At 75.9% G+C, this 14,915-nt stretch carries 13 protein-coding genes; 7 read left to right on the forward strand and 6 right to left on the reverse strand.

Going from position 1 to position 14,915, the window contains the following annotated elements; genetic code table 11:
* Window positions 1-86: 86 nt before the first annotated feature.
* From IF43_RS0124800 to IF43_RS0124815, 4 genes are all read left to right on the forward strand, one after another.
* A complete protein-coding gene (locus IF43_RS0124800; protein ID WP_037889939.1) occupies window positions 87-1,442 on the forward strand; it encodes an LCP family protein in 1,356 nt (451 codons plus the stop codon).
* Between the two features lie 211 nt (window positions 1,443-1,653).
* On the forward strand, window positions 1,654-4,440 hold the full coding sequence (locus IF43_RS0124805; RefSeq protein WP_030204616.1) for a CHAT domain-containing protein: 2,787 nt from the start codon (window positions 1,654-1,656) through the stop codon (window positions 4,438-4,440).
* Window positions 4,441-4,483: 43 nt separating this feature from the next.
* Window positions 4,484-4,825, forward strand: coding sequence for a CU044_2847 family protein (locus tag IF43_RS0124810; protein WP_037889916.1), 342 nt, complete (start codon window positions 4,484-4,486; stop codon window positions 4,823-4,825).
* Window positions 4,826-4,952: 127 nt separating this feature from the next.
* The gene (locus IF43_RS0124815; protein ID WP_030204621.1) at window positions 4,953-5,384 is read left to right on the forward strand and encodes a GNAT family N-acetyltransferase; all 432 of its coding nucleotides are present in this window, start codon (window positions 4,953-4,955) and stop codon (window positions 5,382-5,384) included.
* 33 nt (window positions 5,385-5,417) lie between these two features.
* Here the strand turns inward: IF43_RS0124815 and IF43_RS0124820 are convergent, their stop codons facing one another.
* Window positions 5,418-5,999 carry a TlpA family protein disulfide reductase gene (locus tag IF43_RS0124820; RefSeq protein ID WP_051796048.1) on the reverse strand — a complete coding sequence of 194 codons (582 nt, stop codon included), beginning with the start codon at window positions 5,997-5,999 and terminating at the stop codon, window positions 5,418-5,420.
* Window positions 6,000-6,569: 570 nt separating this feature from the next.
* Here IF43_RS0124820 and IF43_RS0124825 point away from each other — a divergent pair.
* Both IF43_RS0124825 and IF43_RS0124830 read left to right on the forward strand, forming a co-directional pair.
* Window positions 6,570-7,028 (forward strand): GNAT family N-acetyltransferase, encoded by a 459-nt coding sequence (locus tag IF43_RS0124825; protein ID WP_030204628.1) that lies wholly within the window; start codon window positions 6,570-6,572, stop codon window positions 7,026-7,028.
* A gap of 261 nt (window positions 7,029-7,289) precedes the next feature.
* Entirely contained in the window at window positions 7,290-8,630 is a 1,341-nt protein-coding gene (locus IF43_RS0124830) for a cytochrome P450 (protein ID WP_234332522.1), read from the forward strand.
* A 64-nt stretch (window positions 8,631-8,694) separates the two neighbouring features.
* Here IF43_RS0124830 and IF43_RS0124835 read toward each other — a convergent pair whose 3' ends face one another.
* The 4 genes from IF43_RS0124835 to IF43_RS43030 all read right to left on the reverse strand — a co-directional run bounded on the left by IF43_RS0124835 (window position 8,695) and on the right by IF43_RS43030 (window position 13,660).
* Complete coding sequence (locus IF43_RS0124835; protein WP_030204632.1) at window positions 8,695-10,476, reverse strand: FAD-dependent monooxygenase; 1,782 nt, start codon at window positions 10,474-10,476, stop codon at window positions 8,695-8,697.
* A gap of 177 nt (window positions 10,477-10,653) precedes the next feature.
* Window positions 10,654-11,877 carry an alginate lyase family protein gene (locus IF43_RS0124840; RefSeq protein ID WP_030204634.1) on the reverse strand — a complete coding sequence of 408 codons (1,224 nt, stop codon included), beginning with the start codon at window positions 11,875-11,877 and terminating at the stop codon, window positions 10,654-10,656.
* Between the two features lie 107 nt (window positions 11,878-11,984).
* A complete protein-coding gene (locus IF43_RS43025) occupies window positions 11,985-12,653 on the reverse strand; it encodes a hypothetical protein (protein WP_030204635.1) in 669 nt (222 codons plus the stop codon).
* Window positions 12,650-13,660, reverse strand: a complete 1,011-nt coding sequence (locus IF43_RS43030; protein ID WP_063753391.1) for an ATP-binding cassette domain-containing protein — start codon at window positions 13,658-13,660, stop codon at window positions 12,650-12,652. The genes IF43_RS43025 and IF43_RS43030 overlap by 4 nt, the downstream gene beginning before the upstream one ends.
* A gap of 101 nt (window positions 13,661-13,761) precedes the next feature.
* On the opposite strand from IF43_RS43030, the gene IF43_RS0124855 reads away from it, so the two are divergent.
* Window positions 13,762-14,376 (forward strand): exonuclease domain-containing protein, encoded by a 615-nt coding sequence (locus IF43_RS0124855; protein ID WP_030204638.1) that lies wholly within the window; start codon window positions 13,762-13,764, stop codon window positions 14,374-14,376.
* Here IF43_RS0124855 and IF43_RS0124860 read toward each other — a convergent pair.
* Complete coding sequence (locus IF43_RS0124860) at window positions 14,363-14,740, reverse strand: SH3 domain-containing protein (RefSeq protein ID WP_078910423.1); 378 nt, start codon at window positions 14,738-14,740, stop codon at window positions 14,363-14,365. The two genes, IF43_RS0124855 and IF43_RS0124860, sit on opposite strands and share 14 nt — an antisense overlap.
* Window positions 14,741-14,915 lie beyond the last annotated feature (175 nt).

Genomic DNA, 14,915 nt, shown 5'->3' on the forward strand with positions numbered 1-14,915 from the left:
CCCGGCGCGTAAGCGCCGTCCCGCGCATCCCCCCGGTTACTGTCCGGAAATCGTCAGATACGTTCCTTTCCTCCCGGGGGTGTGTGTTGCGGAAGACCACCGTTGCCCTGACCTTCCTCGCCACGCTCGCCGCGGGCACCGGCCTGACGGCCATGGCCGCCCCCGCCGACGCCGGCGCACCGGAGCGGGGCAGGGGCACGAACGTCCTCGTCGTCGGCATCGACAGCCGGGCCGGCCTGTCCGCCGCGGAGAAGCGCCGCCTCAACGTCGGCGGCAAGGGCTGCAACTGCACGGACGTCATGCTGCTCGTCCACCTCTCCCAGGACGAGCGCCGGGCCAGCGTCGTCTCGATCCCCCGCGACTCGTACGTCGCCTACGCGCAGGACAGCGAGCCGGCCCGGCTCGGCAAGATCAACGGCGCGTACGCCCTCGGTGGCCGGCCGCTGACGGTCAAGACCGTCGAGAAGGCCACCGGCCTGCGCATCGACCACTACCTGGAGACCGGCTTCACGGGCTTCGAGGCGACGGTCGACAACCTCGGCGGGGCCGTCGTGTGCACCACCGAACCGCTCAAGGACGACAACTCCGGCCTCGACATCCCCGCCGGTGTCCACCGCGTCGACGGCCGCGGCGCCCTGCGCTACGTGCGGGCCCGCCACATCACCAAACGCCCCGGGGACCTCGGCCGGATGCGCCGCCAACAGCGCACCGTGTCCGACCTGCTGACGAAGCTGACCGGCGAGGGCGCCCTGGCCGACCCGCTGAGCACCGCCCGTACCGTCCGGACGCTGCTGAAGACCGTGCGCACCGACGACCGGACCGACCTGGAGGACCTGGTCCGCATCGGCTGGGCGGTCGGGCGGCTCTCCGCCCGGCAGACCGAGTTCGCCACCGTCCCGCTCAAGGAGTTCGACCACCGCGTGCCCGGTGTCGGCTCCACCCTCCTGTGGCACGACGCCCGCGCGCAGGCGCTGTGGGCCGCGCTGGCGGCGGACCGGCCGATCACCGGCGATCCGCGCATCCAGCCGGTCGGCGAGGCCGCCACCCCTGCCAACCCGCCCTGGATCGCCGTGCGCGTCGATCACGCGAAGACCGCCGCCGCCCTGCGCAAGAGCAACTTCGCCGTCACCGACACCTCCAAGAACGCGCCGGCCGTACGCCCGGCGGGCCCGCCCGTCGTCCGGTACGCGCCCGGCCGCGACGACGAGGCGGCCACCCTTGCCGCGGCCCTGCCCGGCGCCCGCCTGGAGGCCGTACCGGGACATGACGCCGGCTTCGACGTGGCGGTCGGCACCGGACCCGCCACGGTGCGGACCGTGACCTACGACCGCAACGTCGCCGACGGCGCGCCCGCCACCGGCGACCGGCTGGGCTGCGCCGGCACGATGGGCCGCCCGGGTACGCCGACCGGACCGGCCCCCGCGAAGCCGCACACCGGCTGACCGACGGCCGGGGCGGCCCCGGGCAACGGGGAGGGGGTGTGCGCGCGTCGGTACGAGGAACCGCCGTCCGCGCGACGGCCCCCACCGACCGATGCCGGATCGCGCTGCTCAAGGCGGCCACGCCGCTCTGAGCCCGGATCGACGTGCGCCGGGGGATCCCGGGGGCGCACGATGGTCGTGTAGGCAGTCCCGGCCGTTCTCAGAGGCAGCGATGGCCACTGACCTCGAACTGGAGATCTCGGGCACGCACCCGGGCGGGTACGACGTGCGGGTGGTGCACGCCGCAGCCGGCGGTGAACCCCACGCGGCGCTGCTGCTCGACGTCGAAGGGCTGCTCGACCGGCGCCGCGAGCTCGAGGCGACGGTGCTGGCCTCCTCGGTGCAGGCGCGCCGCGCCGTGTCCGCCACGGAGGAGCCGGTGCGGCAGGTCGGGCGGCAGCTGTTCGAAGCGCTCTTCACCGGGCCGGTCTACGGGAGCTACCGGGCGAGCAGCGGTGTGGCCCAGGAGCGGCAGGAACGGCTGCGCATCGTGCTGCGGCTGAAGACGCCCGAGCTCGCGCTCCTGCCGTGGGAGACGCTGTTCGACCCGGACGCGGACGTCTACCTGTGCCGGCAGGAGCCGCTCGTCCGGCACGTGCCGGCCCGCTACACGCCCGAGCCGCTGCAGGTGGAGCCGCCGTTGCGGATCCTGGCGGTCGTCTCCTCCCCGCGCGGGATGCCCCTGCTGGACACCGACGCCGAACGCGCCCGGCTCGAGGAGGCGCTGGCCGAGCAGATCGAGGCGGGGCGGGTCGAGCTGACCTGGGTACCGCACGCCAGCTGGGACCGGGTGCACGGGTGCATGTTGGAGGGCGAGTGGCACGTACTGCACCTCATCGGGCACGGTGACTACGACGAGAGCGCCGACGAAGGCCTCATCGCGCTGGTCGACGGCAGCGGCGCCGCCGATCTGGTCGAGGCCTCCCGGCTGGCGGACCTGCTCGGCGAGGCCCGGCCGACGCCGCGGCTCGTGGTGCTCAACGCCTGCGCCTCGGCGCAGGGCGGGACGCGCGACGTCTTCTCCAGCACCGGCGCGACCCTGGTCCGCAGCGGCATCAGTGCCGCCGCCGCGATGCAGTTCGCGGTCAGCGACCGCGCCGCGATCCGCTTCGCCCAGGGCTTCTACACCGCCCTCGCCCACGGCCGCCGGATCGACGAGGCGGCGCAGAGCGGGCGGATCGCCATCCTCGGCACCAGCCGCCGCACCCTGGAATGGATCACCCCGGTGCTGTACGTGCGCGGCAACGCCGCCCGGCTGTTCACCTTCACCACCGGAGCCACCCCCCGCACGGTCCCGCCGCGGCCCCGGCCCGAGGGGGCCGACCCCGGACTGCGCGCCCTCTACGTGAAGGCCGCCGCGGAACTGCGCGTGGGCCGCCACGACCTGGCCGTGGAGCTGCTCGACGACCTGCTCGCCCGGGCCCCGGACGACCGGGAAGCGGTGGCGCTGCGCGAGCGGGCCGTCGGCCGGCTCGAGCTCGACCGGGTCTACCGGCGGGCGACGGAGGCGGAGGCCGCCGCCGACTGGGCCGCCGCGCTCGACGGGTACGCGGAGGTCCTCCGGGCCGAGGAGGGATACCGGGACGCCGCCACGCGGGCCGAGTGGTGCCGGTCCCGGCAGCGCGTCGCCGACCTGGAGGCGGAACTGCGCTACCACGCGGACGCCGGCCAGTGGCAGGCCGTCCTCGAGGTCAGCGACGAACTGCGCGGGCTCGACCCGGCCGCGGCCGACCTGTACGGACTGGTCGGCCGTGCCCGGCACGCCCTGCGGGAGTCCGAACAGGAACGCCGCTACGACGACGCCCGCGCGGCGGAGGACGACCGGGAGTGGGCCGTGGCCGCGGACCGGTACGAGGAGCTCGCGGCCGACGGCGGATACCGCGACGCCGCCGAGCGCGGCGCCCTCTGCCGCCGGGTCGCCGACCTGCGCTCCGCGCTGCAGCGGCAGGTCAGGGCACAGGACTGGGTGACGGCGCTCCGGACGATCGCCGAGCTGTCGGCCGTACGGGCGGACGCGGCGGCCGAGTACGCCGAGCTGGCGGGTCACGCCCGGCGGGAGATCGCGGCCGACCCGCCTGAGCTGGCCCGCATCGACTTCGGGGAAGCGGTCCGTTCGGTGGCGTGGCACCCGGGCGGCGAGGACATCGCCGTCGCGGGCGGGTCCCGGTGGGCCCGGATCTACGACACCTCCGGTGCGGAGCGGCTCAGGGTCAAGGGCGGGGGCCTGCGGTCCGCCGTGCCCGCGGTGGCGTTCAGCCCGGACGGCCTGCGGATCGCCACGGGCAGCGCCCACAACGCGGTCCGGATCTGGAGCGCCGGCACCGGCCGGCTGATGGTCGACGCCCGTCATGGCGCCCGCGTGGACTGCATCGCCTTCAGCCCCGACGGAACGCGCCTCGCCAGCGGCGGCGCGGACGCCACGGCCCGGGTGTGGGACGTCACCGGCGTCCGCGAGCAGCTGATCGCGGTGCGCCACGGGGGCAGCAGATGGACCCTCGTGCAGGACGTGGCGTTCGCCCCGGACGGGACCCGGATCGCGACCGGCGGCTCCGACGCCACGGCCCGGGTGTGGGACGCCGGTTCGGGAGGGCAGCTCCTCGAACTGGGCCACGGGGCCGGCGTGAACGCGGTGGCCTACAACGTCGACGGGTCCCGCATCGCCACCGCCGGCTCCGACGGCACCGCCCGTGTCTGGGACGCCTCCTCCGGGAAGCCGCTCCTCGAGCTGCGCCACGGTGCCGGTGTGATCGCCGTGGCGTTCAGCCCGGACGGGACCCGCCTGGCCACCGGCAGCGGCGACGCCACGGCCTGCGTGTGGGACCTGGCCGAGGAGGTGCTGCTCCTCGAGCTGCGCCACGGTGCCGCCGTGAACGCGGTGGCGTTCGCCCCGGACGGGACCCGCCTGGCCACCGGCAGCGACGACCGCACCGTCCGCCTGTGGCCCGTGGGCGACCTGTAGTGGCGGAAGGCGCGACGGGAACACGGAGGAAGGGACGCCTCGGATGGCACACCTGGTGGAATTCCCCACGGCGGACGGCACCACCGTCCTGGTCGAGGTGCGCGACCCGGCCGCGGGGGTCGTCACCCGCGGGCTCCGCGACTCGGCGGTGACGCAGCGGGCGCAGAAGACCTTCGAGGACGCGGTGCGCTGTGCACGGCCCGCGGTCCAAGGCGTGGTCGACCAGCTCCGCTCGATCGCCGACTCGCCCGACGAGATCCACGTCGAGTTCGGCCTGGACCTGCACGCCGAGGCCGGCGCCTTCGTCGCGGCGGCCAGCACCACGGCCAACTTCACCGTCTCCGTCACCTGGCACCGGACCAAGCCCCCGCCGCAGCCGCAGTGAGTCGTCCCCGCACCGCCCCGGCCGGGGCGGACGCTAGAGGGACGGGATTGCGGCGGAGACTGCGACCCCGCCGGGACCACCGCGAAAATCGACGGCCGCGCCCGCCGCGAACTGCTTGGATGCGGCCATGACCCATGAACCTCCGGCCGGGTACGAGATATCCGCCGATCCCGCCCGGATCGATCCCGCCCTGGTGTACCGGTGGCTGTCGCAGGACGCGTACTGGGCCCGCGGCCGGTCCCGCGAGAAGCAGGACCGGGCCATCGCCGGCTCGCTCAACTTCGGTGTCTACGAACGGTCCTCGGGCGCGCAGGTCGGCTATGCCCGCGTCGTGACCGACCGGGCCGACTTCGCCTGGCTGTGCGACGTCTACGTCTGCCCCGAGGCCCGCGGCCGGGGCCTCGGCACGGCGCTCGTCGCCGCCGTGCGCGACCACCTCGCGCCCTACGGCCTGCGCCGCGTCCTCCTGGCCACGTCGGACGCCCAGGGCGTCTACGCGAAGGTCGGCTTCGCCACGCTGGAGAGGCCCGAGTGCTGGATGACCCTCGGCGCCCAGTGAGAGCCGCGCCCTCGAGAGAGAACGGGGGCGGGGTCAGGCGGGGCCGAGCAGGACCGCCAGTTCGCGGTCGAGGGAGTCGGTGTCGGCCGCGGGGCCCTGGTGGAGGAGTTTGCCGTGGGCGTCCACCAGGACGTACGAGCTGGCGCCCTCGACCTCGAAGCGGTCGCGCAGGACGTGGCCCGCATCGGCCAGGTGGGGGAGCGGGACGCCGTTCGAGGGGAGGGTGAAGCCCTGCAGCCCCGAGCCGGCGTGCCCGTCGGGCTCGGTCACGGCGACCACGTTCAGGCGCCCGGTGTACCGGTCCGCGCGCGCCGCGGTCTCGAAGGCATGGGCCGGGCAGGGTGCGCAGGTGGGGGTGTAGAACCACAGCAGCACCGGCTTGCCCGCGAGCGACGTGCTGTCGAACGGCCGGCCGTCCACCGTCCTGACGGTGAAGCGCAGGGAGTCGGGCACGGTGGCGGCCGCCCGCGCCCCGGGTGGGCCGAAGACCCCGGGGTGCGACGACACCGTGTCGCCGGGCCCGCAGCCGGAAGCCGTCACCAGCAGCAGGGGCAGCACGGCGAGCCGGGCGAGCCGGGCGAGCAGGCCGGCGGTGGCGGCGGCAGGTGGGCGCATGGCGACCCTCCCAGGGTGCGGGGTCGAGTCGGAGGGGGTGGTGTCCGACGTCGGGGGGCGAAAGGGCGGGCTTGCGCTCCCGGTCCTTCCGCCCCCGTCCCCGGACAGCGGCGAATCTATGACCGGACAGAAAATCCGATGAGCTGAAACACCGGTCTCGGGTTCGATTCACCTCGATGGCCCAGCCCGGCCGACGGCGGCCGCGGGCCGGGCAGCCCGGGGCGCGCGGTGGCGCGGCCCGTCGGCGGCCGGTAGGTTCGCCCGGCCGGAGGCAGGGGCGAGAGGCACGGCTGAGGGGTGAGGGTGTGAGACAGGAGGGAGGGTCACGGGTTCTCCGTGCTCGGCGGCGTGGTCCGCTGGAGCAGTTCCTGGACGGCCGGTCCGCCGCGGTGCTCACGACGGCGTGGGACGCCGTGTTCGGGCCCGGGGGGCCGGACACCGGACCCTGACGGTCCTGCTCCACCGCGGCGCAACCGCCGCCCGGCTTTCGACACACCGGAGCAGACGCCCCGCCCCGGCCTCCCGCATGATCGGTTCACCGCCCTCCCGACGACGAAAGTGTGTGAGCCCATGTCGACCGGCATCAGCGTCCGCCCCGTGCGCGCGCAGGACTTCCCGCAGTGGCGCGCCCTCTACCGCGGCTACGCCGACTTCTACGGGGTCGAGCAGACCGAGGAGGCCGCCGGGAAGGTGTGGTCGTGGGTGACCGACCCCGGCCACGAGGTGGACGCCCTGGTCGCCGAGGGGGCGGACGGCCGGCTGATCGGCCTCGCCCACTACCGTCCCTTCGCCCGCCCGCTGTCGGCCACCACCGGTGGCTTCCTCGACGACCTCTTCGTCGACCCCGCCAGCCGCGGCTCCGGCGCGGCCGACCTGCTGCTCGCGGCCCTGCGCGGGATCGCCGCCGAGCGCGGCTGGAGCGTGCTCCGGTGGATCACGGCCGACGACAACCACCGCGCCCGCGCCAAGTACGACCAGGTCGCCACCCGCACGATGTGGGTCACGTACGACATGCCGCCGGCCGGCTGACCCGGCGCCCCGCTCCCGCCCCGGACCGGCCCCGCTCCCGCCCCGACTCCCGCCCCGGACCGGCCCCGCTCCCGCCCCGGACCGGCCCCGCTCCCGCCCCGGACCGGCCCCGGTCCGGCTCGCCCCGGCTCCGGCCCGGCCGCCGCCCCCTCCCCGCGGGCGGGCGGAGGCGGGGTTTCACGCGGTGCGCCCGCTCCCGTACAGTCCGTCACGCCCCCGCGCGGCGCAGACGACGTACGACAGCCGAACCAGGAGCAGCCCGTGGCCACACACGCCAGCCCCGGCCCCCGGCCGGCCCCGGTGACCGCCGACCCGCCGGCCGCGCCCGCCGTCGGCCCGCCGGTCCCGGAACTGGACCCCGCCCTGGTCGCGCGCCGGCAGGCGCAGGGCGCCGAGCTGGTGGACCTGCTGCGCGAGGCCCGCGACCGGCTCGGTGGAGTCGCGGCCGTCCGCCTCGGGCCCCGCCCCACCGTCCTGGTCACCGGTCCCGGGGCCGTCCAGCAGGTGCTCGCCCTGCACCCCGACCGGTACGTCAAGCGCTCGCACCGCGCCCGGCTGCTCGTCGGCGACGGTGTCCTGGCCGCCACCGGCGAGGCCTGGCAACGCCAACGGAAGCTGCTCCAGGGGCAGTTCACCGGCCCCGGCATGCGCCGCCACGAGCACCGGATCACTGCGGCCGCCCGTACCGCCGCGGCGCGCTGGGCGGCGTACGCGCGCACCGGGGCGGAGTTCGACCTCGGGGACGAGATGCGCCGCTTCGCCCTCGACACCATCTGGCGCTCGCTGACCGGCCACCCGCTCGACGCGGACACGGAACGCGAACTGACCGCCGTCGGCACCGTCATGACGGCCCTGCCGACCCTGCCGGCGGACGGGACCGCGAGCGCGGCCGTCGCGGCCGAGCTGGCCCGGATCGACGCCGTCGCCCACCGGGCCGTGGCCGCCGCCCGCGGCGGCGCCGCCGGGCCCGAAGGCCCCGGCCTGCTGCACGTCCTGGTGGAAGCCGGGCAGGAGCGCCCCGAGTACACCGACGGGCTGATCCGCGACGAGCTGGTCACCCTCCTCGTCGCCGGCCACGAGACCACCGCCACCACCCTGACCTGGCTGTACCTGCTGCTCGACCGCCATCCGGAAGCCCGCGTACGGGCCCTGGCCGCGGGCCCGGACGGCTCGCCGGAGCGCCGGCAGGCCGTGCGCGCCCTGGTCCACGAGACGCTCCGCCTCTACCCGTCCGCCTGGATCCTGCCACGCCACGCCGCGGCGGACGGCCTCGTGGGCGGGTACGCCGTCCCGGCCGGCACCGACCTGCTGGTCTGCCCGTACCTCACCCACCGCGACCCCGGACTCTGGCCGGAACCCGAGCACTTCGACCCGATGCGCTTCGTCACCCCGGGCCGCCGGCCCGGCCTCCAGGGGAGCTACCTGCCCTTCGGCATCGGTCCGCGCGCCTGCCTCGGACTGCAGTTCGCGCTGCTCGAGGCCGTCGTGCTCCTGGAACACCTCCTGCCCGCCCCCGCCCCCCGCTTCCGCTCCACCCCTGCGGGGGCGCTGTACGGCATCACCGTCCGCCCCGACGGCCCGGCACCCGTCACGCTCTCCTGACCGACGGCGGGGGGCGTCCGGCTCCTCCGGGCCGAGGCCGGGGTGCCGGCGGGTCCACCGGACGTCAGTCGCCGAGCACCCGCCCCAGGTGCGCGGCCAGCGCCTCGCCGGCCGCGGGCCCGGCGAGCGGCTCGATGCGGGTCCCCAGGTAGCCGTCCGGGCGGACGAGGAACGCCGTCGAGCCCTCGGGGTGGTACCGGAGGGCGAACTCCCCGCGCCCGTCCCGGAACACCGCCAACGGCGCGCCGTCGGCGTCCGTGGCCCCGTACGCCACCTCCGCGCCGCCGCCCGTACCCGCGTCCCCGGCGGCGGTCGTACCGACCCCGGGGCCGGCGTCCGCACCGGAGTCCGGGCCCGCGTTCCCGGCGCCGCCCGCACCGGCCGCGACGACGAACGCGGCCAGCAGGCCACCCGCCGACCGGCGGGCGGCGGCGACGAGTTCGCCGCACGCGGCCAGGTCGTCGGGCGCCGCGGCGTAGCACACCAGCACCAGCCCCCGCTCGCGCAGGAGGTCGTACAGCCGCAGCGGCACGGCCGGGACGGCGGGCGCCAGCCCACCGCAGTCGGGGGCCCGCTCGCCGGCGCCCGGCCCGTCCCGTCCCGGGCTGCCCGGTCCCACGACCGGGCTGTCCGGATAGCCGACGAGCAGCTGCGCCTCGCGGAGCAGGACGGTCGCGGCGTCGTCCGCACCGGCTCCCACGCCCTGCCGGGCATGGCGCACCGTCCGCCCGACGACCTCCTCGCCCACCGGGTGGCGCTCGGCGTGGTAGCTGTCGAGCAGCCGCCCCCGTGCGCCGTCGCCGATGCTCCTCCCGCCGCCGTCCAGGGCCAGCGCCAGCTTCCACGCGAGGTTCACGGCGTCCTGGATCCCGGTGTTCATCCCCTGTGCGCCGGTCGGCGGGTGGATGTGCGCGGCGTCGCCGGCCACGAAGGCCCGGCCCGCCCCGTACCGGTCCACCAGCCGGTGGCTGATGCGGAAGACGGACGACCAGCGCATGGCCGCGGCGGTGGTGGGTTCGGGGGACAGCCGGTCCAGTACCGCCTGGATGTGCTCGATGCCGGGCGCCCGGTCCGCCTGCAGCCCGTGCGTGATGCCGTCCCCGGCTCCGCCCGCCGCCTCCGCCCCCTGCGCCGCGGCCGACAGTTCCGGTGCCACCAGCATCGACAGCCGGTAGCGGTTGCGGCCGGGCAGCGGGATGCACACCAGGACGTCGTCGGCCGCGCCCGCCGGGCCGTGGCGGATCGCCCGCACCCCGTAGCCGGCCGGCATGCTCCAGTCCACCTCGACGTCCGCGAGCATGTACTCCTCGGGGAACGCGCCGCCCTCGAAGCCGAGTCCGAGGGACTTGCGCACGGTGCTGTGCGCGCCGTCGCAGCCGACCAGGTACCGCGTGCGCAGTTCCTCCTCGCCGTCCGGGGTGCGCAGCCGGCTGGTGACCCCGGTGTCGTCCTGGGCGAACGACAGCAGTTCGGTGCCGCGCTCGATCCGGGTCCCGAAGCGGGCCAGGTGCTCCTCGATGACGCGCTCGGTCTCGTACTGCGGCATCGCGGCGAAGCCGTAGGGCACCTCGGGCGGGAGCCGCAGGTCGATGCGGCCCTGTGCGGCGCCGTCGACGTAGACCAGTTGGCCGCGCAGGGGCACCGCGGCCTCCAGCGCCGCCCGTACCATGCCCATCCGGTCCCAGACCTCCATGGTCCGGGGCTGGATGCCCACGGCCTTGGCGTACGGCAGCCGGGCCGGGAGCCGGTCGACGAGTCGGCAGGAGACGCCCTGCCGGCGCAGCTCGGCGGCCGCCGTGAGTCCCACGGGGCCGGCCCCCACGACCAGCACGTCGGTGTCCGTCATCGGCATCTCCCGCCGGGAGCCCCCTGACCTGACCGTCCCACCCATGGTCGGCCGAACGGCCGCGACCGGCGACCCGAGCGGCGTACGCCGTCCTGGCCGCCGGCCCGCCGTGCCGCCGTGCCGCCGTGCCGAGGTGCGCGCCGCGGCTTCCCCACCGACCCCGGTCGCCCGTCCGGGTCAGTGGGGGTTGGCGGCGTGGGTGAGGGTCTCCCACGCCTCGAAGTGGTTCTCGGTGCCGGCCGGTCGGCGGCCCTCGGTGAGCGTGCGGGTCCTGTCCATGGTGACGCCCAGCCGGGTGTGCAGCGCGTTGTAGCCGACCTCGGTGGCCGGCCCCAGGCCCCGCTTCAGCGTGCCGCCGCACAGCCAGGACGGCACCGCCTCGCCGAGCTCGTAGCGGGCGTGGAAGCCGAGGGCCTGCCGGAAGCGGTCCTTGAACGCCGGGTAGAGGTCGCGCCCTTGGATCCGCGAGGTCTCGGCGACGTGCATCGCGGCGGCGATGCCCATGCCCGTGTGGCCGAAGTCCCGGCACGTCTCCTGGGCGAGCCCGTCGACGAACGTGGACTGGCCGTGCCAGTAGTCGACCAGTTCGGCCCGCGTGTCGATGCCGGACCGCGGCGGGTACTTCGGCTGGGCCCCGTCCGACTTCAGGTAGAAGTACGCGGGCACGCGGCCCAGGTAGATGCCCATGGCCTTGTCGTAGCTCGCCCGGTCGTCGAGGTGGACGGAGATGCCGACGGCCGCGTCCATCATGATGAGTTCCCAGTTGCCGTTGCTGTTCGGCCGCCCGTCGATCACCTCGGGGAGGTACACGGTGCGCAGCATCGTCGCGAAGCGGCCCCGGTTCGGCCAGCCGCCGGTGTAGGTGTGCCTGACGAGCTCGGCGGCGCGGGCCCAGGTGGAGCCGGCCCAGCCGGTCTGCAGCGGGGCGTTGCTGTTGGTGTGGTCCCTGACGACGGCCGACCACGCGTCCATCAGCTCGATCGACTTCCGGGCGTGCTCCGGGTCGCGGCTGACGTACCAGGCGAGAGCGTGGGTGTAGGCCGCTATCGCGTCCTGGCGCTCGTCCGAGCAGCCGTGGTCGGGGTTGGAGTAGGAGCCGCACTCGACGACCGCGCGGGGCTTGGGCGTTCGGGAGAGCGCAGCGTACGGGCTGGCGAGCATCTGGTCGTACGCCGCCTTCCACGGCTGCTGCCCGGCCTGCACCCTGGCACGTACGAAGTCCAGTTGGGCCCGGCTGCTCAGGACGCCCGGGTGGGCGAACGCGGCGGGGGCGGGGGGAACGGCCGCCGCGGCGGCGGGCGTCGGGGTCAAGGCCGCGGCGGGGGAGGGCACCGCGGGGGCGAGGGCCGCCGCCGCGCCGAGGGCGAGGGCGGTCAGGCCGGCGGGAAGTCCGAAACGCATGGGGGGCCTTCCGGTCGAAGGGGTTCCGGGAAGGAGGCGAACATATCCGCGCCCCGACCGCCTCGACAACGGTGTCTGACAAGAAAGTTTCCTATCAGTCGGCCGCCTCACTCCCTCCACGGGCTGACCGCACAGGCCACCGCGACCGCGCCCGCCGCGCCGAGAGCGGCGGCGAGCAGCGGGAACAGGGGCACGTGCACCACACCGTGCGCCGAGCCGGTGACCATCCCCGCGACGGCGGCGTTCGCCGGTGACGCGCCCGTCACCAGGAGCAGCAGCGCGGCGGCTGCGCCGACGGGGACGCCCCAGGCCGGGCTGCGCAGCAGCGGGCGGTTGGTCAGCGTCCCCACCGCCACACCCGCCAGCACGCAGCACAGGGCCGTCAGCACTCCGGCCAGCGTGGCGGATCCCATGGGCACGGCGGTCCGGTGGTCGCCGGAGCGGGCTTCGGAGAACAGCGCGATCACCGCGGTTCCGGCCAGCCCCACGACGGTCGACGCTCCGGCGGCGGTCAGCAGGCACGCCAGGTGGGCGCGGCGCGGGCCGACGGCGGCCGCCAGGACGTGCCGCGCGGCGGGCGGTTCGACCGTCACGCAGACCCGTACGAGCCAGGCGGAGACCGGTACGAGCGCCGCGGCAGCGTAGCCGAACCCGTCGAGGACGGGCTGGCCCGCCTGGAGGCCGACGACGAGGAAGGCGGCGTGGACGAGGACCGGCGGCAGCCACCGGTGGGACCGCAGCAGGAGGGCGCCGTGGTAGCGGACGAGGGCGGTCACGGGTGGTTCCTCTCCCCGTCGGGACGGGTGCGGTCGATGTCGAGGTGAAGGGTGCCGGCGTCAGGGGTGTGGGGGCCGGGGGTGTGGGCGGGGGTGCCGCCGGGGCCGTTCCGGGGGCCGTCGTACGGGGGGCGGCCGGCGGTCGCACCGGACCGGCCCGGGTCGCCCTCCTCCGGTGCCGTCACCTCGTGGACGTGCCACGGCGGGTCCGCGGTGAGCAGGGCGCGCAACAGGGCGTCGGAGTCGCGGGCCGCGACCCGGAAGCGGTGCCGGTCCCCGTCCCGGGTGACCGAGGGCGCCCCCGGCAGCGGCGGCGGCTGCGCCCCGGCCCCCTCGGGGTGCCGTGCCAGCACGGTCACCCGCGGCCCCGGCGTCCCGTCCGCCGGGCCGACGGACGTACCGGTCACGCGTGCGCCGGAGACCCGGAGCAGGGCGTGGGGTGCACCGGCCAGCCCGCCGGGGTTGTGGTCGACGTACACCACGGTGGTCCCGTCAGCCACCCGCTCGCGCACCGCCTGGTCCACGGCGTCGCGCGCGGCCCGGTCCAGACCCGTCCACGCCTCGTCCAGGACGAGCAGCCCGGGCCGGGCGAGGAACGCCTGGGCCAGTGCAACCTTCTGGCTGCTGCCCTTGGACAGCTCCCGCAGCGGTGTGCCGGCGTGGCCGCCCGCTCCCAGCCGCTCCAGCCAGCGCTCGCCCTCCCGGGCCGCCCCGGGCCCGGACAGGCCGTGCACCCGGCCGACGTGGCCCAGGTACTCCCGCGCGGTGAACGGCAGGTGTCCGGGGAAGCGTTCGGGCACGTAGGCCGTGGGCGGCCGGCCCGTGACCCGGCCGCGGGTGGGGGCGTCCACCCCCGCGACGATGCGGGCCAGCGTCGACTTGCCGCTGCCGTTGTCGCCCCCGATCCGCACCAGGGCGCCGGCCGGGAGGTCGAGGTCGACATCGCGCAGCACCCACGGGCCGCGCACCCCGTACCGCCGCCCCACGCCGTGCAGCCGCATGCCCATGCCCGAAACCCTCCCCGCCGCGTACGGGCCCGCGGGAAACGGACCCGGGTCAAGGGTAATTCGCTGGGCCGGGAGGGCCGTGGCCTGCGATGCTCGCCCGCATGGCAAAAGCGCGCAGGACCAGGCCCAGCCTCTACTTCTCCGTCGACATCGAGGCCGACGGCCCCATCCCCGGGCCGTACTCGATGCTCAGCATCGGCGCGGCGGTCGCCGGCCGCCAGGACGCCGACGGCTACACGGCCGCGGACCCCGAGGAGAACACCTTCTACCGCGAACTGCGCCCGATCAGCACGGACTTCGTCCCGGAGGCGCTCGCCGTGAGCGGGCTGGACCGCGAGCGGCTGCGGGTCGAGGGGGCCGAACCCGAGGCGGCCGTGCGGGATTTCACCGCCTGGGTGCGGGACGCCGCCGCCGCGGCGGGCGCCCAGCCCGTGATGTGCGGCTACCCGGCCGCGTACGACTGGACGTTCCTGTACTGGTACCTGATCCGCTTCACGGGGGAGAGCCCGTTCGGCCACTCCGGCTGCCTGGACATGAAGACCCTGTACGCGGCCAAGGCGGGCCTCCCGCTGCGCGCGGTCGCCAAGGGCACCATGCCCCGGCACCTGCTCTCCCGCCGCCGGCACACCCACCACGCGCTGGACGACGCGCTCGAACAGGCCGACCTGCTCACCAACCTGATGACCTGGCCGGGGCCCGGGCTCAGCAGGCCCTGACGGGCTGGAGGTTGTGGACGTAGCGCGCGGACACCCAGCCCTTGGCGCCCTGCAGCCGGTACCAGACCGGGTTGCCCTGGACGAAGCCGCCGCGCTTCTGGCAGTTGAGGAGCACCCGCTGCTGCGGACGCAGCGACGCGATGGCCGTCGAGTAGACGGTCGGTCGGCTGCGGACGTACAGGCCGGTCCGGGAGTCGACCTGCCCTGTGGGGTACGCGGCCTTCGCGGCGCCCGGCGCGGACTGCGCCGCGGGCGCGGGACCGCGCCGATCCGCGGTGGCTCCACCGGCCGATCCGAGCACCAGGCCCGCCGCCAGCACCGGCCCCAGTGCCGCCGCCGAGGCCCTCGTCACCATCACCTTCATGAGCGTTCGACTCCCGCCTCGCACACGGCCGGCGGAGACTCGGCCGCCGGACCACCGGGCACCCGAGCGGCACCCGTCGTGCCCCGACTATCCGTTCCCGGGACGCTGGGGGACCGGGGACACGCCCGCGTGCGGCCGTCCGGGCGATGTGCGGGTCGGTGCGGGAACGGCCGAG

Origin of the sequence: Streptomyces sp. NRRL S-87, assembly GCF_000719335.1 — a bacterium.
GTDB lineage: Bacteria > Actinomycetota > Actinomycetes > Streptomycetales > Streptomycetaceae > Streptomyces.

Excerpts from the sequence above, each read along its gene's own strand:
- IF43_RS0124805 (WP_030204616.1), top strand. The coding sequence starts at position 1,654 with ATGGCCACTGACCTCGAACTGGAGATCTCGGGCACGCACCCGGGCGGG.
- IF43_RS0124810 (WP_037889916.1), top strand. The coding sequence starts at position 4,484 with ATGGCACACCTGGTGGAATTCCCCACGGCGGACGGCACCACCGTCCTG.
- IF43_RS0124815 (WP_030204621.1), top strand. The coding sequence starts at position 4,953 with ATGACCCATGAACCTCCGGCCGGGTACGAGATATCCGCCGATCCCGCC.
- IF43_RS0124820 (WP_051796048.1), bottom strand. The coding sequence starts at position 5,999 with ATGCGCCCACCTGCCGCCGCCACCGCCGGCCTGCTCGCCCGGCTCGCC.
- IF43_RS0124825 (WP_030204628.1), top strand. The coding sequence starts at position 6,570 with ATGTCGACCGGCATCAGCGTCCGCCCCGTGCGCGCGCAGGACTTCCCG.
- IF43_RS0124835 (WP_030204632.1), bottom strand. The coding sequence starts at position 10,476 with ATGACGGACACCGACGTGCTGGTCGTGGGGGCCGGCCCCGTGGGACTC.
- IF43_RS0124840 (WP_030204634.1), bottom strand. The coding sequence starts at position 11,877 with ATGCGTTTCGGACTTCCCGCCGGCCTGACCGCCCTCGCCCTCGGCGCG.
- IF43_RS43030 (WP_063753391.1), bottom strand. The coding sequence starts at position 13,660 with ATGGGCATGCGGCTGCACGGCGTGGGGCGGCGGTACGGGGTGCGCGGC.
- IF43_RS0124855 (WP_030204638.1), top strand. The coding sequence starts at position 13,762 with ATGGCAAAAGCGCGCAGGACCAGGCCCAGCCTCTACTTCTCCGTCGAC.
- IF43_RS0124860 (WP_078910423.1), bottom strand. The coding sequence starts at position 14,740 with ATGAAGGTGATGGTGACGAGGGCCTCGGCGGCGGCACTGGGGCCGGTG.